At 42.5% G+C, this 20,093-nt stretch carries 33 protein-coding genes and 1 tRNA gene; 9 read left to right on the top strand and 25 right to left on the bottom strand.

Annotated features, from left to right (window positions below):
• Window positions 1-5 precede the first annotated feature (5 nt).
• The 25 genes from GFH30_RS06420 to GFH30_RS06300 all read right to left on the bottom strand — a co-directional run bounded on the left by GFH30_RS06420 (window position 6) and on the right by GFH30_RS06300 (window position 15,207).
• The gene (locus GFH30_RS06420; protein ID WP_153371438.1) at window positions 6-431 is read right to left on the bottom strand and encodes a hypothetical protein; all 426 of its coding nucleotides are present in this window, start codon (window positions 429-431) and stop codon (window positions 6-8) included.
• 61 nt (window positions 432-492) lie between these two features.
• Window positions 493-1,755 carry a P22 phage major capsid protein family protein gene (locus GFH30_RS06415; protein ID WP_153371437.1) on the bottom strand — a complete coding sequence of 421 codons (1,263 nt, stop codon included), beginning with the start codon at window positions 1,753-1,755 and terminating at the stop codon, window positions 493-495.
• 11 nt (window positions 1,756-1,766) lie between these two features.
• A complete protein-coding gene (locus GFH30_RS06410) occupies window positions 1,767-2,630 on the bottom strand; it encodes a hypothetical protein (RefSeq protein ID WP_227551597.1) in 864 nt (287 codons plus the stop codon).
• Window positions 2,631-2,650: 20 nt separating this feature from the next.
• Entirely contained in the window at window positions 2,651-4,726 is a 2,076-nt protein-coding gene (locus tag GFH30_RS06405) for a portal protein (RefSeq protein ID WP_153371436.1), read from the bottom strand.
• Between the two features lie 13 nt (window positions 4,727-4,739).
• Window positions 4,740-6,071 carry a phage terminase large subunit family protein gene (locus GFH30_RS06400; RefSeq protein WP_153371435.1) on the bottom strand — a complete coding sequence of 444 codons (1,332 nt, stop codon included), beginning with the start codon at window positions 6,069-6,071 and terminating at the stop codon, window positions 4,740-4,742.
• On the bottom strand, window positions 6,055-6,582 hold the full coding sequence (locus tag GFH30_RS06395; RefSeq protein WP_153371434.1) for a DUF2280 domain-containing protein: 528 nt from the start codon (window positions 6,580-6,582) through the stop codon (window positions 6,055-6,057). The genes GFH30_RS06400 and GFH30_RS06395 overlap by 17 nt, the downstream gene beginning before the upstream one ends.
• 44 nt (window positions 6,583-6,626) lie before the next feature.
• Window positions 6,627-7,286: a putative metallopeptidase gene (locus tag GFH30_RS06390; RefSeq protein WP_153371433.1), complete on the bottom strand. Its 660-nt coding sequence runs from the start codon at window positions 7,284-7,286 to the stop codon at window positions 6,627-6,629.
• A gap of 40 nt (window positions 7,287-7,326) precedes the next feature.
• Window positions 7,327-7,536: a hypothetical protein gene (locus GFH30_RS06385; RefSeq protein WP_153371432.1), complete on the bottom strand. Its 210-nt coding sequence runs from the start codon at window positions 7,534-7,536 to the stop codon at window positions 7,327-7,329.
• Window positions 7,537-7,577: 41 nt separating this feature from the next.
• Window positions 7,578-8,084, bottom strand: coding sequence for a hypothetical protein (locus GFH30_RS06380; RefSeq protein ID WP_406565741.1), 507 nt, complete (start codon window positions 8,082-8,084; stop codon window positions 7,578-7,580).
• A complete protein-coding gene (locus GFH30_RS06375) occupies window positions 8,065-8,370 on the bottom strand; it encodes a DUF968 domain-containing protein (protein WP_153371431.1) in 306 nt (101 codons plus the stop codon). Before GFH30_RS06375 ends, GFH30_RS06380 begins: the two co-directional genes overlap by 20 nt.
• The gene (locus GFH30_RS06370; protein ID WP_153371430.1) at window positions 8,315-8,503 is read right to left on the bottom strand and encodes a hypothetical protein; all 189 of its coding nucleotides are present in this window, start codon (window positions 8,501-8,503) and stop codon (window positions 8,315-8,317) included. The genes GFH30_RS06375 and GFH30_RS06370 overlap by 56 nt, the downstream gene beginning before the upstream one ends.
• A 136-nt stretch (window positions 8,504-8,639) precedes the next feature.
• Window positions 8,640-8,849: a hypothetical protein gene (locus GFH30_RS06365; protein ID WP_153371429.1), complete on the bottom strand. Its 210-nt coding sequence runs from the start codon at window positions 8,847-8,849 to the stop codon at window positions 8,640-8,642.
• 284 nt (window positions 8,850-9,133) lie between these two features.
• Window positions 9,134-9,207: transfer RNA gene (locus GFH30_RS06360), tRNA-Trp, on the bottom strand.
• Window positions 9,208-9,897: 690 nt separating this feature from the next.
• Window positions 9,898-10,389 (bottom strand): hypothetical protein, encoded by a 492-nt coding sequence (locus tag GFH30_RS06355; RefSeq protein WP_153371428.1) that lies wholly within the window; start codon window positions 10,387-10,389, stop codon window positions 9,898-9,900.
• A gap of 2 nt (window positions 10,390-10,391) precedes the next feature.
• The gene (locus tag GFH30_RS06350) at window positions 10,392-10,796 is read right to left on the bottom strand and encodes a PDDEXK family nuclease (RefSeq protein WP_153371427.1); all 405 of its coding nucleotides are present in this window, start codon (window positions 10,794-10,796) and stop codon (window positions 10,392-10,394) included.
• Window positions 10,774-11,091 carry a hypothetical protein gene (locus tag GFH30_RS06345; protein ID WP_153371426.1) on the bottom strand — a complete coding sequence of 106 codons (318 nt, stop codon included), beginning with the start codon at window positions 11,089-11,091 and terminating at the stop codon, window positions 10,774-10,776. Before GFH30_RS06345 ends, GFH30_RS06350 begins: the two co-directional genes overlap by 23 nt.
• The gene (locus GFH30_RS06340; protein WP_153371425.1) at window positions 11,088-11,441 is read right to left on the bottom strand and encodes a hypothetical protein; all 354 of its coding nucleotides are present in this window, start codon (window positions 11,439-11,441) and stop codon (window positions 11,088-11,090) included. Before GFH30_RS06340 ends, GFH30_RS06345 begins: the two co-directional genes overlap by 4 nt.
• Window positions 11,442-11,550: 109 nt before the next feature.
• Window positions 11,551-12,123, bottom strand: a complete 573-nt coding sequence (locus GFH30_RS06335; RefSeq protein WP_153371424.1) for a hypothetical protein — start codon at window positions 12,121-12,123, stop codon at window positions 11,551-11,553.
• The gene (locus GFH30_RS13440) at window positions 12,120-12,527 is read right to left on the bottom strand and encodes a hypothetical protein (protein WP_227551594.1); all 408 of its coding nucleotides are present in this window, start codon (window positions 12,525-12,527) and stop codon (window positions 12,120-12,122) included. The genes GFH30_RS06335 and GFH30_RS13440 overlap by 4 nt, the downstream gene beginning before the upstream one ends.
• Window positions 12,524-13,174, bottom strand: a complete 651-nt coding sequence (locus GFH30_RS06325) for a replication protein (protein ID WP_153373380.1) — start codon at window positions 13,172-13,174, stop codon at window positions 12,524-12,526. Before GFH30_RS06325 ends, GFH30_RS13440 begins: the two co-directional genes overlap by 4 nt.
• A 166-nt stretch (window positions 13,175-13,340) precedes the next feature.
• Window positions 13,341-13,748 (bottom strand): hypothetical protein, encoded by a 408-nt coding sequence (locus tag GFH30_RS06320; RefSeq protein ID WP_153371423.1) that lies wholly within the window; start codon window positions 13,746-13,748, stop codon window positions 13,341-13,343.
• Complete coding sequence (locus GFH30_RS06315; RefSeq protein ID WP_153371422.1) at window positions 13,745-14,428, bottom strand: phage antirepressor KilAC domain-containing protein; 684 nt, start codon at window positions 14,426-14,428, stop codon at window positions 13,745-13,747. Before GFH30_RS06315 ends, GFH30_RS06320 begins: the two co-directional genes overlap by 4 nt.
• A complete protein-coding gene (locus GFH30_RS06310; RefSeq protein WP_153371421.1) occupies window positions 14,425-14,670 on the bottom strand; it encodes a hypothetical protein in 246 nt (81 codons plus the stop codon). The genes GFH30_RS06315 and GFH30_RS06310 overlap by 4 nt, the downstream gene beginning before the upstream one ends.
• Before the next feature lie 18 nt (window positions 14,671-14,688).
• Entirely contained in the window at window positions 14,689-14,979 is a 291-nt protein-coding gene (locus GFH30_RS06305) for a hypothetical protein (RefSeq protein WP_171501463.1), read from the bottom strand.
• A gap of 42 nt (window positions 14,980-15,021) precedes the next feature.
• On the bottom strand, window positions 15,022-15,207 hold the full coding sequence (locus GFH30_RS06300; protein WP_153371419.1) for a hypothetical protein: 186 nt from the start codon (window positions 15,205-15,207) through the stop codon (window positions 15,022-15,024).
• Between the two features lie 110 nt (window positions 15,208-15,317).
• Here GFH30_RS06300 and GFH30_RS06295 point away from each other — a divergent pair, with 110 nt between their 5' ends.
• The 9 genes from GFH30_RS06295 (at window position 15,318) to GFH30_RS06260 (ending at window position 20,084) form a co-directional block, all read left to right on the top strand.
• Window positions 15,318-16,016: an XRE family transcriptional regulator gene (locus GFH30_RS06295; protein WP_153371418.1), complete on the top strand. Its 699-nt coding sequence runs from the start codon at window positions 15,318-15,320 to the stop codon at window positions 16,014-16,016.
• 210 nt (window positions 16,017-16,226) lie between these two features.
• Window positions 16,227-16,448, top strand: coding sequence for a hypothetical protein (locus GFH30_RS06290; protein WP_153371417.1), 222 nt, complete (start codon window positions 16,227-16,229; stop codon window positions 16,446-16,448).
• A complete protein-coding gene (locus GFH30_RS06285; RefSeq protein WP_153371416.1) occupies window positions 16,448-16,780 on the top strand; it encodes a hypothetical protein in 333 nt (110 codons plus the stop codon). Before GFH30_RS06290 ends, GFH30_RS06285 begins: the two co-directional genes overlap by 1 nt.
• A gap of 16 nt (window positions 16,781-16,796) precedes the next feature.
• Window positions 16,797-17,777 carry a YqaJ viral recombinase family nuclease gene (locus tag GFH30_RS06280; RefSeq protein ID WP_153371415.1) on the top strand — a complete coding sequence of 327 codons (981 nt, stop codon included), beginning with the start codon at window positions 16,797-16,799 and terminating at the stop codon, window positions 17,775-17,777.
• A 23-nt stretch (window positions 17,778-17,800) separates the two neighbouring features.
• A complete protein-coding gene (locus GFH30_RS06275; RefSeq protein ID WP_153371414.1) occupies window positions 17,801-18,796 on the top strand; it encodes a recombinase RecT in 996 nt (331 codons plus the stop codon).
• A gap of 134 nt (window positions 18,797-18,930) precedes the next feature.
• Window positions 18,931-19,209: a hypothetical protein gene (locus GFH30_RS06270; RefSeq protein ID WP_153371413.1), complete on the top strand. Its 279-nt coding sequence runs from the start codon at window positions 18,931-18,933 to the stop codon at window positions 19,207-19,209.
• The gene (locus GFH30_RS06265; RefSeq protein WP_153371412.1) at window positions 19,209-19,649 is read left to right on the top strand and encodes a hypothetical protein; all 441 of its coding nucleotides are present in this window, start codon (window positions 19,209-19,211) and stop codon (window positions 19,647-19,649) included. The genes GFH30_RS06270 and GFH30_RS06265 overlap by 1 nt, the downstream gene beginning before the upstream one ends.
• Complete coding sequence (locus tag GFH30_RS13300; protein ID WP_171501462.1) at window positions 19,642-19,797, top strand: hypothetical protein; 156 nt, start codon at window positions 19,642-19,644, stop codon at window positions 19,795-19,797. Before GFH30_RS06265 ends, GFH30_RS13300 begins: the two co-directional genes overlap by 8 nt.
• Complete coding sequence (locus tag GFH30_RS06260) at window positions 19,797-20,084, top strand: DNA-binding protein (RefSeq protein WP_153371411.1); 288 nt, start codon at window positions 19,797-19,799, stop codon at window positions 20,082-20,084. The genes GFH30_RS13300 and GFH30_RS06260 overlap by 1 nt, the downstream gene beginning before the upstream one ends.
• The last annotated feature ends 9 nt before the right edge of the window (window positions 20,085-20,093 follow it).

The raw sequence follows: 20,093 nt of genomic DNA, 5'->3' as shown, positions 1-20,093 counted from the left end.
AAATGTTATTTTTTGGGAGCTTGAGACTCATGATCCAGCACCAACTGCGCTAATTCAGGCTTTCCGGCATTGGCTTTGTATTTGATTTCAGCACCATCAAGAATGGCTTTAAGCTCATCCGCTGGCTTGTCTTCCAATTCCTTAAATCGGATCTGCTTGCGTAGCTTTTGGTTTTCTTTTAAGGCTTCAACCAGTTCTTCTTTGAGCTTGGTGTTTTCTTCAGTTAGCGCATCAAACTGCTCTACCGATACGAATGCAGATGAATCAATTCCAGAAACTGAACCACCAGTAACTGGTTCACGTTCAGGCAAGTCGATGTAATCAACCCATCCGCTATCACGCAATACCTGCTCTTCGATATCGTCGTGAGCGGTAGAGTTTTCAAAGTTTTTCTGGTCGCCCTTGTAGAGCATTTTTGGATAATCGGACATTTTCACTACTCCAAAAATGACGACGCCCGCATATAGCGGGCATTTGTCGTCATGTTTTTTATTAGGTTTGATTGAACAACTGAACGCCAGCCATTTCTGGGTTGAGCAGTGCAGTACCGAAGTCAATATCCCAACGCGCTTTACATGAAAGGTCGTTGATGTTGCCTTGGCGGGTGTATGTGATACCGATACCAAGATCAGTAGTCGCACGCATTACCTGCCAGCCGTCGTCCGCTTCAACAGCAAAAGTACCCGGAATCAAGATCAGGCTTTCTTTGCGGAAGAATGGGTTAAGTGGTGCAGCAACAGTATTCAACCAAGTCAATGCTGCGCCAGTCGCCGGGGCATTGGTCACGTTCGCATATTCTTTTGAAGCGATAGAGCCCTCAGTTGGGTCGATAATCGCAGGATAAATACGAAGTGTGTTTGCTGCCGGCTTGTCCACCACACGGAAGGTTTTAAGCGATCCGGTGTCTTGCTTGGTGATCAAGTGAACCTCATTCACGCCCGCAATAGTGAAAGCATCGCCAACTTGAATGTCGGCATAGCCAACTGCAGTTACAACCAGATCTGTATAACGATTGTCTTTGTTTTCTTCGAGACCTGCTGAAGTTGTGGTTGCGGCCGGAATGGTGCGCTGGTTTGCACCATTCACAGTTGTAGCACCACCAGCTGCCGCAGTTAAACGAACTTCCTGATCGTTTTTAAACACTTCAAAACCAGCCACATCATGACGAATCATGGCTTTTTCATAAGCATTTTTAGAGCGCGCAGTATCTTCAGAGCGGCTCGCTAAATTACCCGCCATTGCATTCATAGCTGAAGGTGAATAGAACGCCATACGACCATCAGCAGGAACGCCAATACGCGTCATGCGAGTATCAATGTCAGCAACATCATCATAACCGGTTGCTGCACCGGTACGCTTTGACACGATAGAGCCAAACAGCGCTGCAGTACGGAACAATGCGGTATTCACATCAGAGGCAAGCTTTTGTTTTGCTGCTTTACCAAATTGATCCATCGCATAAGCATTACGCAGGTTTTTAGAGGAAAGGGTTTTAGGTACTGATTTGTGATAACCAATTGATGCCGGAACGTTTAACTGAGTCAGTCCGTCAAAATTGGCAGTCTGGTCGAAACCATCGTAAGACGCACCGATCATTGGTGCAGGGATCCAGAACTTATCACGCGCATTCACCGCTTCTTGAGCAGTCATTGGGTCGTAAAGTTCAGCCCCTTTTGCAATAACAAGTAGGTCTTCAAAACCTTCGATCACATCATCAAACATGACCTGTTCTTGTTTAGTAAAGCTTGTAGCCATAAGTATTCACCTTATTTCTGTAGAGATTTTTTGTACTTAATTAGTTCAGTGCGATCGCCGGTTTTCGCTGCTTTCGCTTCGAGTTGCGCTAACTTCTGGTCTACTGCACCAGCCAATCCAGCCGAGCCACTAGGTTTGCGCTCCGGCTGAGTTGATGGCTTACGTGTTTGAATTTTCATTTGAGAATCCAGTTTGGCAGCAGCAAAAGCAAATTGAATTGGATCTGTAATCTCAGCCAGTTCTTTTGCTTTATTTGGATGTTTGCCCAGGTGATACATGATCAACTCGGGGTTTTCCGCTGCATGAATTAAAATGCCCTGCTGTGTCGGGGTGAGCTTGTCTTTTGCGGCCTCTTCTACTTCCTCAAAGTCACGGACTTTGGCTGCCACAGTTTGACGACGCTCCTCATAGCTTTGCATTTTGCTTTGCCAAGTTTGTTGTGCCTTCTCTTCTTCAGCACGCTTTACTGCCTGCTGCTGTTCAACTTGGCGTTTGCGCTCATGCCATTGTTCAACTGCGCTTTCAAATTGATCTTCGTCATAATCAAAGTCGGAAAGTTTTGGTTTGGCCCCAACTTCAATTGGTTTTTCAGTTGGTTTAGCCTGTTGCACCTGAGCCTCTAGCTCTTTGATGCGTTTTCGTGCTTCCCGCTCTTTTTTGCGAAGTTCTTTTACCCATGTTGGTGCTGGCTTGCCGCTAAAATCATCCTCATCGGATGGTTCCGGTTCTTCATCACCTACCGTAATGACAAACTCTTCATCATCCGACGTCTCATCATCTGATTGGCTTGTTTCATCGTCTTGGGTTTCTTTCTGAATTTTCCTGACTTTCATCTCCCTGATTGTCTTCAATCGGGTCGATGTTGTCTTCTTCATCCAGTTCTGTGCGCAGGTCTTCAATTGACATATTGCATTTCCTCGTTCTGTGTAGGCTGAACGGTTGCCTGTTGTGGTTGCGTACCTAGCTGGCCGATTGCTTCAAGCACTGCTTGTCGCTCATCCATATCTAGGCGTGTCATTAAATCGATTGCTTTGGCTTTGGTTTCTTCTGCTCTTGCTATCGCAAGTTCAGTGTCTGCCTGCGCCTTGATTGCGAGTGATTTATTCTTTTCAGCTTCGGATTGCAGATACAGCGTATTTGCATCAGGCTGTTGATTTTGGGCTTCTTGTGCGAGTTGCTGAGCTTCTTCTTTAGTTGGCTCTACAACACCCAATCGCAACAGTTTCTTGCGGTAATACTCACGGACCTCATTAACACCCTCGCCTTCCATATTCATCATGATCATGGAGCCGAGCACTTGCTGGTCCATTGGATCACCCATGAGTGGCAGCATGTTTGTCAATGAGCGCACAGTGGCAGATCGCTTGCTGGATGATGTCGGGCCAATATCAATCGCAACATCAAACCTAGCTTTGGTTAAATCGTTTGCACGCTCAACTTCACCAGATGCTTCGTTATAAATTGGCTTAAACAATTCAATTGAGTCGACCTCTTCTTGATTACCAACCACCTTCATCTTTCGGCCATCTTCGACATACAACTCAGATGCCATAGACAACCAGATTTCACCAGAGCGACGCACGCCTTTAGCGAAGTTTGAAATGTAGATGAAAGACTGCATGTCTAAACGGTTTTGAATCAGCTCGACCGCAACACCACTCATATTGGATTGCATCTCGTCGCCAGAATCTTGATTACCCAGAATGTCTGATAAATCCTGCTCGGTAACCTGAAGTAAAGCGCCCATTGCTGGCGGGATATTTGGCGGCTTGGTGTATGCAACCGGCCCTTGTGCTACTACATTACCCATTGCGTCTTTAAGCGGGTGTGCAAGCAAATACGGGAAGTTCTCAATGTTGTCTTGAGCCCACATATGTTGAACACCAGCAACCTGCTCCGGTGCAAGAATAGGCTTCTCAACACTGGACATGGCGCTAAGCTCACCAAGCTTAGACAACTGCATGTTCTTCAGTCGCTGAGCATCTTTACAGAGCCGGACATGGCCCATGCAGCGCTCCATATTATCGATGTACCAGCGCTTGCCATAGACAGGCACAATGGGGATGTGTCGACCAGCGATAAAGCCATAATCTTCAAGAACACGACCGCCAGACATAAGAATCTTGCGAATGCGCTTGCGTTCAATGGTGCGAGATCGAACCTCTTGAGCGCCTGTTGCTTCCAGCTCCTCAAGAATGCTTGGATCACTATCAAGTTTTTCTTTGCTATGGCGCTCTTCAGATCCATCAATGAGTCGGTATGTGAAAACCTTCTCTTTAACTTTCTCAACACGGTAATACTCAGCAACATAAACCGAGTCGGTTGTGGACCAATCAAACTGACTGGCCGTGATGTCTTTATTCCAGGATGCTGGATGCTCACCGTATTCTTCTTCATAGGCATCACAGGTCATTGCAGTTAAAACAAAGCAATAACGTGCATCAGCTTTATCTTGGCGCTTCGAATCTGGGTCAAAGAACACGCATGAGTCGGCATCAAAGATTGGTTCAATCCTGATTCGCTGTTGCTCATTTTCTTCATCATCCTCATCTTCATACGTCGCACGAAGACGCCACGCACCAAAGCCACCGCCGACAGCTTCCTCAAACGCATTGTCATACGCTTCTTCTGCTGACGAATCCTGCTCATCTGCCCGGTAAAGCTTTGCACAGGTATCAGCCAGATCATCGCTTGCTGAACCATCTTTGCTAATGAAGTTCACACCAATGCGGTTATTTCGATACTCATTGATAATGCGAATAACAGCCAAGTGAATCTTGTTGACTTCAAATTTAGGCTTATTTTCAAACTGCTCGCCGAGCTTGCCCTCCCACTGTGCACCTGCAATAGAATAAAAACGACGATCTTCCAGGCACTGTTTACGCTCATTAGCTACAGCACATTGGGCTTTGTCGAATTGTCGCTTTGCGAGTGAATGGATGTGGGCAAGTTGATTGTCTTTATCAGTCACAACTTGACTCCATTTAATTCCAACGATTGATGGTTGGGATTGGATTGATTTCTATTGGATCTTGTTTAATTTTAATCGGGAATAAGTAGGCAATTGGGTATGTGCCTGAGTCGTTCATATGGTCAAAGCCCGCCTTCTTATCCGGCTGACCATGGTCATCATAGATTTGTCGTTCTAGGCATTTAGCAAATCGTGGACACTTATCTGTATTAACGAACAATCTTCTCGAGCCCAAGGTATTGCACAACATTCCGTTTGTAGAGTTGATGCGGTCCTTTACGGCTGGGTTTGTTGTATTAACAAAAACATTAAACCCTGCATTTTTAAGCAAAGAGATATCTGTGTAACTTGCACCCACAGACTTCCGATTATCACCCGAAGCATCTGGATAAACTCCAATTGAATGCTTTGGATAGCGCTCTTTAATCGCTTCAATCATTGCTGGCGTGTCAAATAGATCAACAAACTCATCCACAGCATGCATGGTGTCGCCACGACGGACATATACAACCGCTGACATCTTAGTAACGTTGAAGTCCATACCAATGTGCAGAGTGTCATTTGGCTGGACGGTTTCCGTGGATGCGTTTAAAACACGGTTGTAGCAGTAATAAATAACGCCCTGATAGCTTTCAAAACTGGCTTCATATTCCTGACTGAATGTTTTCGGGTCCATCTTGCGCTTGGCAACAATGATTTCCGATTCAGGAATATTGCCGCCTTGCAATGATGTATAGGAAAAGCTACGGCAATCTGGCTCATGTCCTGGCTGACCATCCATGAAAGTGTCATAGCAATGGTTAAAGCCTTTCGGTGTACCAATCCTTAGGACATGACCACCAACACGCTGCTCACCATTCACAATGTATTTGCATGTTGACAGCATTGGGCGTAGGACTTCTTCCCATGCAGCCCACTTACAGTCTGCCCATTCATCAATGATCAGGAAAAATAAACCACTACCACGCAAGTCATCGTAGTTATCTAAGCCGACAACACGAATAACATGACCGCTTTTCAGTGTGATTGTGCATTCAGTTTCGTTCGGCTTACCTGCGCGCCAAGATGGTGGAATTGCTTGCTTTAGTCGTTTCCAAAAAACACGTTTAGCTTGTTTAAATGTTGGCGCTGAGTACCAAATCTCATCCTCAACTGAAACATTCCATTTTGCGGCTAATCGTGCAGCTCGACGCATTTCAGCTTTAGCAAGAAATGTTTTGCCGAAACGACGACCACAAACAGCATCGCGAAAACGTGCGTTTTTTTGCCAACCCCATAAATAGATATTGGCTTGCTTAGGTGTGAGTTTTACAGCACCGTCAGGCGGATTAAAGAATTGGCTCACTTGGAATTTCCTCATCAGGATTTAGGCTGATTTTGTAATCTTCCCCTGGAGGTCGAGTTGCAAGAGGTCTTACTTCTTTTTGCAGTTTCTCAAGCTCTAAACGCTTAATATCAATTTCAATCTGTTCTTTCTCAGACAAGCCACTTGGACCAGCACTTTTACCTGACTGCAGTAATCCTTGTGCTTGTTTAAGCACGTTCTGACGCATGACCTTGTTCTTACCCCAATCGTCATACATCTTTTGGAGTTCTTTAAAGTGAAAGGCTTTGTTAGCAATCGGAATGTCTTCGATGTTTTCTTTAAAATCCTTTCGAGTTCGCTCAAAAAGGTCTTTTAATTTTTTACTTAGATTTCGACCAGCATACTTTGTTGGGTCGTAGCTGTGACATTGCTTACGATCAATCTTGATCTTATATATTTCTTCTACCGCATCGGCTACTTGTTGAGGGGTTTCAAAGCAAGCAAGCGACTGGACTATAAAGATTTTTACAGGCTCTTTAAGTGCCGCCATACCCACCTCTTTGTCGTTCTACGTCGTACAAAGCAGGCAAAAAATTAAGCCAACTTCAATAAACACGTACCGCATGCATGAGCAATATTAGCCCGAGATATAGTTGGACCATCATTTGCAAGCTCTACCATTTTTTGGACATCTGGTGATGCACCGTAACGCTGGACTACACCATGGAATTCTTCAACATCGTGACCACGTAAATAAAGCTTTGGCAGACCAGTGGAAGCACTCCACATTAATTCACCTTCTTCATTTCGCTCTTGCCCAATGTGATAAAGCTCATGCTCTACCAATGCGCAGAAATCTACATCACTCATCACCTGGCACACACGAGCATCCAATGTGATGATGTATTTAGGCACGTCGCCGAACCATTCAATCAGTTGAACTTCCTGCCGGTTCTTTTTCCATCCACCCACATTAATCATGAGTTTTTCAGTCTGGCCCAATACACGACGACCTTTAGCCTTGCATGTTGAGTAAGCCCATAAGAATGAAATCTCAGGAGGCTGAAAGCTTAATAGGTGCTCATGATCTGGATTGTGGAGTTTCCCCCATGATTCAAGAAAGGTTTCTCGGATCCACGGCCATAAATCATTGTTTGCAGGCTCGAAGTGAAGCAGACCACCGCTTTCAATAAATTCATCATCTTCAACATCTGTGTTTTGATTATCTTGGATTGGTGGATATGGTCTTTTCATAATCTTCAGCCATTAAAAAACCTCCCGAAGGAGGTCTTTGTTAAATATCACTAAACTTTACTTTATACTTTTTTCCATCTTGCGGATGAATGAATTCTGAGTTCTCGTCAACATCAACGCTAATCTCAAAAGTTACAGAGCGAGGTACTCTCTCTAGTTTCCCATCCTCATTCACTGGGGATACCTTGGCATCCCCCTTGATCTCACTACCATCTGCACTTGTCGCGATAAATTTATTGTTAAATGTCATTTTATTTAAACTTCCTTTTTGGTTATATAAAATGCATTAAATCACAACTTCATCCCCCACGCATACATCAAATCATCAGGTGTATGCAGATAGCACCCATGTTTTAAGCAGAACGCATGTATGTCATTCAGGTATTCAGTAAATTGATCAACACTTGCATCTGTTGTGCTTATAAGTTCATTTAAACCATCTGCGACCGCTTGATATTGCGGATGCTTCTGGTCTCTTAAAACTTTAACTGCTGCAAATGTCTGTTTGTACTGACCAACATCATCACGCGCATAAATACGTGCAAGCAAATGCTTCTTAAAATACAAATGCTCACTGTCTTTGTCTGTGCCTTGACGTTTAGACCATTGCGACAACCAAAGCCAATACAAGCGATTCTGTGCTTTGCTGCGGTCTTCTTGTTTTTGATCTATATGCACAACCAATGGTTTATCTGTTTTTTGATAGTTGGTGTGCAGATAATTAATAACACGTGTGATATCTGAGTGATCTTTTATAAGAAATGATGCAGGTTCGATTTTAGAAGTATTCTTCATCATTAGAACTCAACATTCTTTCTGTAGTCCCTAAATGCTTTAAAAACCACTCTTTCGACTCATCACGATTCTTATTCACATAGAGATCAAAATTCATGTGACAGTTTCGGCAAAGCGGTATTGTGTAATTATCATCCGCTTTAATGCCTTTCCCTTTCCCATGCTCAGCAAAATTTGAATGCGCTGCATCGACTGGATGTCTACCGCAATTTACACAAGGTAGTTTGCGGATCTCAACGAGTCTTTGCGGGTTGCGACAATTGCCACTCAATGCTTTTGATTTGTTCATTTAATTCACTCATTCGATCACGACATTCGCGCTTAAATGCATAACGTGAATTGAGATGATTTAATTGTTGTAAGTGATATAAGTCAGATTCAAGTTTTTCTAAATTCTTTCGCGCTTCTACACGATCGACCATAGCAAGACCCCAAACATAATTAATATGAGTAAACACCAAATCCAATACGGTTTAGATGCACCATAGTCACTATCTACAAACTGATAGAAATCATCTTGCGAATAATCCCAAACACTTTGCTCATACGGCGTTTCATTTATTTTTGATTGCTTCTTGGTGTGTTCACGTGCAATACGGCGCTTAATTTTTCTTTTGTTTGCGATTCATCTTCAATCACCACGCATTTATAAGTTTTAGATCCAACAAAGAAACCACCAAGGCGTTCGCATTCATTTGCCACGCAAATATGCGTATAGCAACAACAAACAACCCAAGCGATGATGAAGCCAAGTAAGAATTGCCACATGCTTAATCCTTAAAAAAAGAAAGACCGCACACATTCTCCCAAATGTATGCGGTCTGCTGTCATGCCTCACAGCGAAGCGCTGCCCCATGCAACGCGGGTCCTTTAAACTTTGATGTGCTTACCACACACGCACACTTTGATCGGATCGCCGTTGTGATCTGAATGCATTTGTTGTGTGATTTGAAAATGTGGACAGAGCAGAATTTTGATGAATTGAAGCATTGAATACTCCAGTAATCCCAAAGGTGATGCTGAATCGGGAAAAACAGCATCCGTTTGGAATTTGGCAAGTCAATCAGGATTCGAACCTGAACAAACGATTTTGGAGACCGTTATGCTACCGTTACATCATTGACCTAAGGTGCCAGCATTAATCTATAAACCACTACGAATAAAGATAGCTGGCGTAACAGGTGAGCATGCGACTAAGTGTATAGTGTTGAAATGCATGCACACCTAATCGAATTAAGCCCAAGTAATTGCGTCTTTCATGGCAATCTCCTATTTTGGATTATTGATTTTCAGACAACAAAAAAGCCCACCGAGGTGGGCTAAGTTAAATTTTTCGACGACTTAACTTTGGTAGAATGAACAATTCAGCGATTTAAACTGAAAAACGGTGTCAGGTCCTGTAATCCGTTTTATTCACTCTCCAAAATTGCCTTCTTTCAGGCTGTCACACAACACTGATGCACTCTGAGTTTTGTGTACCCGCTCATACCGCACTGCATCTAGGGGCTAAGGGTCGCCATCTCATTGATCCCTTTTGCATCACGTAATGTCTCTTTCGAGCTTTGGCTTTCGTGAATATTCTTAAATTTTCGTGCTTAACGTTTCATCACCCAACGGCTTCATCAAGCAGAAGCTAGGCTCATTGATTGGCAAGTTGCGAACCCTTGCTTATGCATCTTCATCGGATTTCACGAGTCTACAATGCATTTATGTTTTTACCGCATCGCCTGCGGATTCAATCAATTTGCGATCACGAGTGCCTTTAATGCAACTGTGACCACTATACCATAAATATGCCATATCACTGACGTCACTGTCAACGGTGTTTGATGAATAAATTTCGAGCATAGATTGCTGCAAGTCCTGCTTTATTATCGAATTTCACATCCATTAACGACTTATGGTGCTCATCTGCAATCTTGGCAAATGAGTTGCAATAAAAGTGTCGAGCAATTACTACATCAAGCCACTCATCCAACACCTCAGACTTGCCCTGCATATCTAAAATCAAACGCTGTACTGCCCGTGCTTCGTTATCACTAATTAAACACGTAATATTTGAGCGCTGTAGCTTTGGCTTATCTTCATCGCTTGCAACATAGTTTGCAATGATTTCAGACTTGGTGAGATTGATTTTAGCGGCTTTTGATTTAATCACCGCTTGATCCATCGCAATCGCAATCGGATTGATACTTTTCCCACATGTACCAGATACGCTATTCATCCATGCGCCAAACTGATAAAGCCATTCTTCTAAAGTGAATTTCGACCAATTTACTGCGCCTGTAATCGTTACTACTGCATTCATCCCTATTCCCCGACTAACTCTATAATTTGTTTAATCGCAAAGCCTGATTTAACTTGCTCAGTGCTAAAACGATAAATTTGATACCCCAACGCCGTAGCAGCGTTATATTTTTCCATGTCGCCCAAGTAGCCTTTTGCTCTTGTATGACGACCACCTGACCAAATCCCGCCTTCCACCTCAATCAAAATCTTTTTTTCTACCAGATGGAAATCAGATCGCCATTTCCGTGATGCATAAAATTGAAATTCTCTCTCAAATGCGATTTTTGACGCTTTAAGCTGAAGGCTGAGTGTTGCTTCACCTTCGCTCTCAACTTTCACGCCACGACTCGGACGTTTTGATTTGCGCCTAGATTTAGCTTTAGGCGCATATAGTTTTTTATATTCAGCGGTTGAGATGCTGGTCATTGATGCCTCGGTTGTTATGCAAGCAAGTCATTTGATCTGCGTACTCTTGTGCAGCTTTTTTACTTTCAATCTCAGCATCTCGTTCCCACTTCACGCGCAACCATGTTGCTAGCGGTAAAATACAAATCAAAGCAAGACTTAATATCCAAATCATGAATGCAAAAATCACAAAACCAATTTTCTTGAATGCACTTAAAATTTCATCCAAAGCATCCCAAAGATCATAAAAACAGTCTTTTGCAACACTTTTAGTCCCATTTTTAAAACCGACCAATGTTTTAATATGCTTATTCATGACTTCACCTCAACAATTCGATCTATTTCAGAAACCAACCCATCTGGACATGTTGATTCAATGTATGCTCGAACATCATTGAGCTGTTTTTTCTTCTCGATGTAGCAGCGTTCCATGTTGTTGAGTTGGGCTTTTAATGAATCGATTTCTTTTTGTTGATGATTCCACACCGCTAAAGCAGGGTTTAGAACCATTAGAAGCTCTGAGCACTGATAACCTTTAATAACCTCATAAACTTTTTCAATACTCATATCGCAATCACCCAATTCAAAAAGCCTACCCCTAACAACACCCCAACCATCAAAAATATCGCTTCTTTCATCGTTCAAACTCCACGTAATTGCGCTCATCTTCAGCTTCCATGTGCATCAAATTAAATTGTTCTTGGAAGTAATTCTTTTTCTTGTTCGTCTTTGCAGTGATTAATCGCATCACGGAGCGATGTAAAATCATGTTTTGTCATGCTGCTACTCCTTGCTCTCTTAGCGCTTTTGCTTGCTTGAAGTACAGATAGTCATCCACGCTGTTAAATGCAGTTTCTATGCGAAACAGCGCGTCACTACGCACACGCTCAAACCCTTGCGGAACTTCTTGTTCCAATATTTTATTTAATTCATTGTTAATGCCTTGCCAGCGCGTTTTAATCCCTGCACCACGATCCACCTTTAGTTCAGATCCAAAGCGAAATTTCTCAAAGCTCATTTTTGGCATTTGAAATTGAGTTGGCACTGTCAAAACTCCTTCCGTTTCTGCATTGTAGTAATGGGAATCCACACCTAAAAACCATTCTTGTTCAAGCGGAATAAGTAAGTTTTTCAGAGCAATAATTAAGTCACCGTGATACACGTCATACACCACGTGCTTAGGCGTAAGCTCTTTATCAGCAAAGTTATTCTCAGCACGCCATCCATCAATGTGTTCATTCACTTCATCAATATTGAAGGTCATTTCTAAAGTATGTTTTTGATACGCTTTAGATTTTGTGATCTGCGCCAGTTTGTTCGGATTGTATTTTTTATTGCGCTTTTTCATGCTGCCACCAATTTTTCTGCAGTTGATCTAATATTGTTGCGTCGCCCCGGTTTTCTTTTTCGATACTTAATTTCATAACAAGCCTTACAAACTGAGTCATACGACTTGTTCTGTTCACCGTTTTTTTTGGGTGGCAGTGTTTTCGTAAAAAAGAATTCAGGATCCATTGGCCAAAAATCCTTACATACGCTGCATTGCTTCTCTTTGCCGAGCTCGGTTTCGATAACTGCATTACGAGCTACACCATGGTTGAATTTCACTTCATCTGTTCTCACAGCTTCATCAAGCGGCATGTACGGTAGATAGCCATTCACCAGATCAAGCACGAACAATGTGTTTGTTTTTTTACATGCAAAGCCTTCAAGTTTGAATTTTGGCACTGTGCAATTTGGTTTTGTATTCACGCTCCACCTCGCTTAAATCCAACATCCTCTAAATAGCTCAAGTTCTTTTCAGCAAAACCTGGTGTACGCAGAAGCATTTTCAAACGTGAAACAAACTTGTTGTGTGATTCACCTGTTTGAGCATGCATAGAGCAAAATTCCGCATGATCTGAAAGTTTGCTTGCGAATACCGAAGCTTGTTTTTCAGAAAGGCTCAACCCATTTTTGCTATGTGTTAAACATGGTTTTGAATCAGATTTATCAATAACAACCTTTGTTTTTGTATTAGTTGTTTTTGGTTTGTTATTGTGGGTCGATTTTTTAGATAGCACGCTATCTATATTTTCGACCCTGCTATCTAAATTTTCGCTAGCGATATTTTCGCTATCTAAATTTTCGACTGCAAAAATGTAATCAGTAATTGTGTATTTCGCGGGCTGATTTGCGAACTGTGCACGCTCGATTACGCCCATTTGAACCAATTTTTCACAACCTTTAAGCACAGAATCTTTGTTGTATTTCGTGCCTTTTACGAGTTGAGAAACACTGATTGCATCCGAATCTTTGTTCCATCCGCGTGTTTTACGCACAATGAATAGGTAGCATGCAAGCGCGGGTCCTTTCATTTCTGCCATATAACCCTTATCAATCAGGTCGTTTGGCAGCATGAATGCGTTTGAGATAAAGCTTTTAGCACTCACCCTTCACCTCCAAATACTTCGTCAAACGCTTCATTTAGCGCGTTAAGCAGATCCACGCCTTCAACGTCCTGAATCAAGCAGACGTTGCAGCATTCTCCGTCGTAGTGCGGGCATTGGTTTTCACATGGATGGGTCATGTTGTGCCTCCGCTCGCCAAAATTAACGCCTTGGCATGAAGTAAAGCGGCATCTTTGGATAAGTGAATAAGTCCACGGTCAGCCCATGCATACTCTGGTGGGTCGCCTTTCCATTTATGCGGGATAACGAAATCAGGATAATTGGCGAGATCAACAAGCCAATAGTCTTGATCGTGCTCAAGAAGCTCTAAATTTGGATCATCATTTTTTTCAGGTGCTTCAATATCAACACCATTAATTGTGATGGTGTGGGGTTTTAGGCGGAACTTTCTATCGGTTTTCAAGAAAACATCAATTTGCCAAGTACCTTCAATATCCCACCAAATTGAACCATTCCAGTTTTCTATGGTTTTGCCTTCAGCTAAAGCGATTAACGCTTCTTTACCTGTTAAAATTTTGCTCATGCTGCCACCCCTTCGCTCACTAATTTCTCAATTACCCATGCTTCGCCTTTTGTGGTGAACATGGGTTGCGAATGACCTGTTGTGGTTTGTTTTAATTCACCAAAACCCTGATCTTCGAACCATGTGTTGAATACACGACTGCGCTTGTGAGCCTTGTTGTACACACGGAAATTATCAAGGATGCGATTTAAAGCGACTGCTGACAGACCCACTTTTGCACCAACTTGAGTAGCTGTAAGTAAGTGACCTTTAGCAACCACAGCGTCATAGTGAGCAACTTTTGGAGCTGCGAGTTCGAGTTGACGTGCTTGATCTGCAGCGAGCTGAAGTGCTTCGGCAAAGGATTGAGGGATTTGAGGTACTACACTTTTGGTGTAGTTCTCTAATTCCATCCAACGATCCACTAAGCGAGCCGTAAACTCGGGGCAAAGTTGAGCAACCACAATGATTGAATCTCGCTTACCTTTTTCGCCTGAGAAAATGTAAATACCAACTTGAATAGAAAAACCTAAGTTATTGATTTTCTCGACATTCCCCATTGGGGGTTGTGCTATTACGCCACGCTCAACCAATCTTTCAATTGACTGCTTAACTTTGTCGTGACGCGATTGAACGAGCTCTGAAATTTCCAAGCTGCTCATTGATTTTGAATCAGCATTGAATTGGCTTAAGCTATTCATTTGTCACCACCATCATGCTTGGTTTGAATATCTGATCCGCAAAACGGGCAGTAATCGAGTTGAACGCGCCCACGTGTATTGTTGCCAACCGCAACCAATAAACGTTGTGTATTAAAAGACCCATTGTGCATTGCGACTTGTTCAAAGTAAGCAATGCCACGCGTGGTGACTTCGTGAAGCGTTGGGCACATTTCGACCCAGTTGCCTGTATTGATGCATTTCTTTATGCTAATATTTGACATGTTCTAATACCTCGATAGTTAAGAACGTTCAAGCTCAGTGGTTGCACCCACTGGGCTTGTTTTGCTTGTGTACGATGTATTCAATGTATTCGTTGAATCGCCAAATGCTTTTGATAAATACTCATGTTGTCGCTTCAACTCCATGAGCTTTTCAATGACCACATCACGCAGCCACTCAGAACGTTTTTTGTCGTTCATCCCTGCCAAAGCATCTACAGCGTGTAAAGCGTCATGTGTTAATCGAACGCTTGTCACTTCTGTTTTTTTGCCCGGCTGCTCAATGAAACCTAAACTCAATGCTTCTTGCATTTCATCCACTCCCACTTCTTTAAACCCCTTTAAAAAATTGATTTACGCAATTAATGCTCTATCGGCTTTTATTGCACCTTTGTACTTCACTTCAAAAAAGCATTGGGTTTTGATCGGTATACCGTTGGTCTCCCATTTCCAAAGCGTCGCATTTGACACACCTAGTTTTTGCTCAAGCTCAACCAAGCTTTTGCACTTAAGATGATTCTTTAAATCATCGACCTTCATATTGCTAACCTTTGTTAGTGTTTTTGATTAACTAAAGTTAGCACACGCTAACCACTAATACAATGGTAGGCATTAACATTAGTTAGTATTTTTTATAGGATGGTCTGACGATGTTTCTTCATGATCGAATACAGCAAAAGCTAGATGAGAGGCATTTAAAGCAAGCCGATCTAGCTAGGGCTACAGGGAAATCAACAGCAGCGGTTACAAAATGGATGAAAGGCGACACCAAGCCGAAAGCGGAAGTCTTAAAGGTTATTGCTGAGTTTTTAGGTACAAGTGATGATTGGTTATTAACCGGGATCGAGAACATCCCAAAGGCTATGGGTTTTAGTAATGTTGATTCGTGGAGCGATGAAAGCCCGCTTGATCATGATGAAGTGGAAATAAAATATTTTGAGGGTTTTAGGGTAGCGTGTGGAAGTGGTTCAGTGGCAGAAGTTCTTAATAATGAGTACCGTACTGTTCGTGTGAGTAAGCTGGAGTTACGCCAAAAGGGTATTCTGCAAGACAACTGCGTAAAAGTTGAAAGCAGTGGCGATTCAATGTCACCAACCATCAAGGATGGTGATTCTGTTTATATTGATTTAGGCAGAAGAAGCATTAAGGATGGAAAGATTTTTGCTATTTGTCATGGTGGTTTATTTAAATTTAAAAGGCTTTATAGTTTGCCGTTTGGGGGGATAAGAGTTGTTAGTGATAATAAGGATGAATTTCCTGAATATCAGCTCACGGCTGAAGATATAAAGAATCAAGAATTTTTTGTTCTGGGCTGGGCGTGGAAATGGGAAACATCGGAAACCTGGTAGCTCCTCATTTCAGATAAAAAATACTCACTTATGTGGGTATTTTTTTTGTCTACTTTTTATGAATAAAATAAATTTACTAACTTTTGTTAATTATTTTGTTGACTCTTTTACTAACTAAAGTTAATCTTTGTTCTGTAGACATCTACATAAGAAATAAAAAAGCCCTTTCCGACTCGACATCAAAAGGGCTTCTCACACAACGAGGTCATTATGGAACAAACAGCTTCTCATAGCAACACGCCAACTTTCGTAAAGAACGAAAGTAATACAACGTCTGTGCTGTATCAACACCCAAAACCATCCGAAATGGGCAAGCGTCGCTTTGCTCAATTCCTTCTAAATCTCCGTGATTTCTTGCTTTTTGCGCTTTTGATTCTAGGTGCTTGGTCAGTCATTACGTTTGTCATTCAAGACTTATGGGGGCTTCGCTAATGATTACTGATTTACATGATCAATTCGCTATGGCTGCGATGCAAGGAATGGTTAGCAGCATGATCAATCAAGCTCAAGTTGATCGCCTGCGTGAGTTCGCCAATAAAGAAAATATGCCACTGAGTAAATTTATTGCCATAGAAGCATACAAGCAAGCCGATGCAATGGTGGCAGAGCGTGAACGTGGCGGAAGTGAAAGCTTGCATAGCATCAAGCAAGAACTGATTCAGCGCTTAATTGATGAAGGGATCTTTACTGACAAAGGATTCTATCAAGACCTAACAGTTAAGCGCCTGCTTTCAATTTTAATCGACAAAGAACTCCCATTCTAAATAAGGAAAATAAAAAATGAATACAGCAGTGAATTTACAAGAAGTTGAATCAGCTCGCCAAGCATGGCTTGAAGCACGTCGTCTTGGTATTGGCGGCTCAGATGTTGCGGCAATCTTAGGTCTAAGCAAGTACAAATCTCCATACCAATTGTGGTTGGATAAAACAGGGCGCTCAGTGCTTGAAGATAGCACCAGTGAGCCTGCTTATTGGGGCAACATGCTTGAAGACATTGTTGCGAAGGAATATGCAAAACGCCACGGTGTAAAAGTTCAGCGCGTTAATCAAACCATCGCACACCCTGAGCATGATTGGATGCGCGCCAACATTGACCGCGCCATTATCAATCCTGATATCTCAGGCAATGTACGCATAAAAGACGGCAAATTGACCACGGATCGTATTCTTGAATGCAAGACAGCAAATCAATACTTAGCCAAGCTTTGGGGTGATGAGCAATCCGAAGCTGTGCCTGATTACTACTTGACACAAGTTCAATGGTACATGGGTATTACTGGTGCATCGATGTGCGGTTTGGGTGTGTTGATTGGTGGTCAGATATTCCGCAGCTATCAGATCGCATTCGATCCTGAGTTGTTCGACATGCTCAAAGATGAATGCTCAAAGTTTTGGTATTCCAATGTCGAAGATGATGTGCCACCCCCTCCGACGACTTTTGATGATGTGTTGCATCGTTGGTCGAAACACACGCCTGATCAGGCTGTTGTGGCAGATCAACCACTGATTGATCTTGTTGCTGAATACAAGGATTTAAATAAAACGATCAAAGCAGCAGATGACGAATTGAGCGCATTGAAGCTACAAATTTGCTCACGCATTGAAGATGCGGAAATGATCATTGCGGATGATAAGCGTCTTGCGACATTTAAATACCAAGAGCGCAACACCTTAGACAGTAAAGCACTAAAAGCTGCTCATCCTGATCTATACGAACAGTTTGTGAAAACTTCAAGCACTCGCGTTTTGCGCATTAACTAATATATATATATAGAGAAATCATCATGAATGCATTTACACCAAGCACCAATACAAATACAGCTGTTAATTTTTTAACTCCAACAAACTTGCAAGAAGCAATGCAAATTGCTGAAATCTTGTCTAGCTCTGACATTGTGCCGAAGGATTATCAGCGCAAACCCGGCAACATTCTTGTTGCGATGCAATGGGGCGCTGAGATTGGACTACAACCACTTCAAGCCATGCAAAACATTGCTGTGATTAATGGTCGTCCGTCAATTTGGGGTGATGCTATGCTTGCCCTTGTCCGTGGATCTGGTCAGCTTGACTTCATCAAAGAGGAAATTTCAGAAGATGGATTGAAAGCAACTTGTACCGTAAAGCGTAAAAATGAAGATCCTGTTGCATCTGTATTCACAATGGAAGATGCAAAGCGCGCAGGTCTGTCGGGCAAGCAAGGTCCATGGACGCAATATCCAAAACGCATGATGAAACTCCGCGCTCGTTCTTATGCTTTGCGTGATGTATTCCCTGATGTCTTAAAAGGTATGGCAATCGCGGAAGAAGAACAGGACAAAGAAATCGATGTCACCCCTGCTGCCACTTCACCAGAAGTTAAAGTCAATAGTGGTGCGAATGCTCTAAAAAGTCGACTCAAAAAGAAAACAGATGCTGTTGAGTCTCGGGCGGTAGAGGTTGAATTTGATATTCAAGCTTGCTTTGAAGCCATTGAAAACGCTCAAACACTTGAAGATTTAAAAGCGGTTGCAAGCACAATACCGCCAACCTTGGGCGAACCTGCTAAAACCAATATCAATGCGTCATATAAAGCACGTAAAGCGGAGCTAACAGCTGCACAGCAATTCCCTACCGAGTCTGTCCAAGCTGTGATTGAAACAATCAACAACACATCTGATCTTGATGCATTGAATGCTGTCATGGCTGCACAGTTTGAACCATTCACGGCTCACATGAATGATGAGCAAATTACGGCAATCAATTCAGCGTATGAAGCTCAAGAAGCAGCATTAACGCCTTAACTCAATCGCGCCCTTTGGGGCGCATCTTAAGAGGATAGAAATATGAGCTATCGCGGATATGTTTGGACTTTTGCAATCTCAATTTGTTTTGCGTTTTGGATTGTGGTTTATTTTGGAATTAAGGGGTTGGTGTGATGGATATTTATTACGTTGTGCTCGATCACTGCGAAGGTAGTCGCTACAAGCTTCCTAGCAGCACAAGTTGGACTTTAAATGAAATGCGTCAACTCGACATCATGGATTGTTTCGCGACTGATTGCGCTCAAGATTATTGGGATGATCATGATGGGTGGGAGAGTGATTGGCCTTTGGAGTTTCATCTTTATGAGTCTGAAGATGCTGCCGAGCCATTCTTTAAGGCGACTATATCTATGGAAATGTCGCCTGATTTCTCAGCAAGCGAGGTGGTGTGATGGATATTCAAAAAGAATTAAATGCCTTTAAAGAAGTTGCTCAATCTAAAGGTTGGAATACTGATGGTGAGACAACCCCAACAAACTTTCGCTTTTATTGCTTAACAACGCATAGCGGTTGGGAAATGTGGCAAGCAGCCAAAGCGAATGCGGTGCCTAAAGGGTTTGTTTTGGTTGAAAAGCGAAACATGATTGGCAATCCAAATGTGGATTGGTTGCAAGCCCCTAGATGGGCTAAATATTGGCTGAAAGATGGTCACTCAAATAAGTACTGGTGGTCAAGCATCCGTCCTGTTAAGGATATGGATATCTGTGCCTTCTGTTGGAAAGGTGATTATTTTGCGGAAGAAGCACCATCTTTCGACTTTACAGGCTCTTGGGATAAATCCCTTACCAGTAAAAAAGCAATGATCGAAGCACGGGAGCCAAGCCATGACTGAACAAACAATCGAAGTCGAAGAATTGGAAATTGATAAGCAAGTCAATCTCATGGATCAATTCATCGCAGATGGTGGATTTGCTAAAGCATTTAATGATGTGCCTGGGTTGCCTGAAAGTGTTGTCGAGAGTTTAAAGGAGGTGTCTTGATGGGTGCTTTTCGCTACACCATTACAGTTGAATCAGATAAACCGCCTCAAGTAATGTTGGGGCAAGAAATCTGCGGTGGTGCAGTTGTAAAGGAATTAAAAGAGGTTGATGTGCAGTTGGTGACTGCTGCACATCTTGCTCAAAAATACAATTTGTCTGTACCTACAATACGTGAAAAGTTGATTTCAATTAACCAAGGATCGCAAGGCAAAGGTTTATATAATCCACGCCTTGCTCACGAAATACTCACTACCAAAATCAGAAAAGGAAGACCGAGAGCGAATTAGCTCTCGTTT

It is taken from the genome of Acinetobacter wanghuae (assembly GCF_009557235.1).
Classification (GTDB): domain Bacteria; phylum Pseudomonadota; class Gammaproteobacteria; order Pseudomonadales; family Moraxellaceae; genus Acinetobacter; species Acinetobacter wanghuae.
Note: the sequence above shows the minus strand (reverse complement) of the source record. Positions and strands in the feature narration are given on the sequence as shown.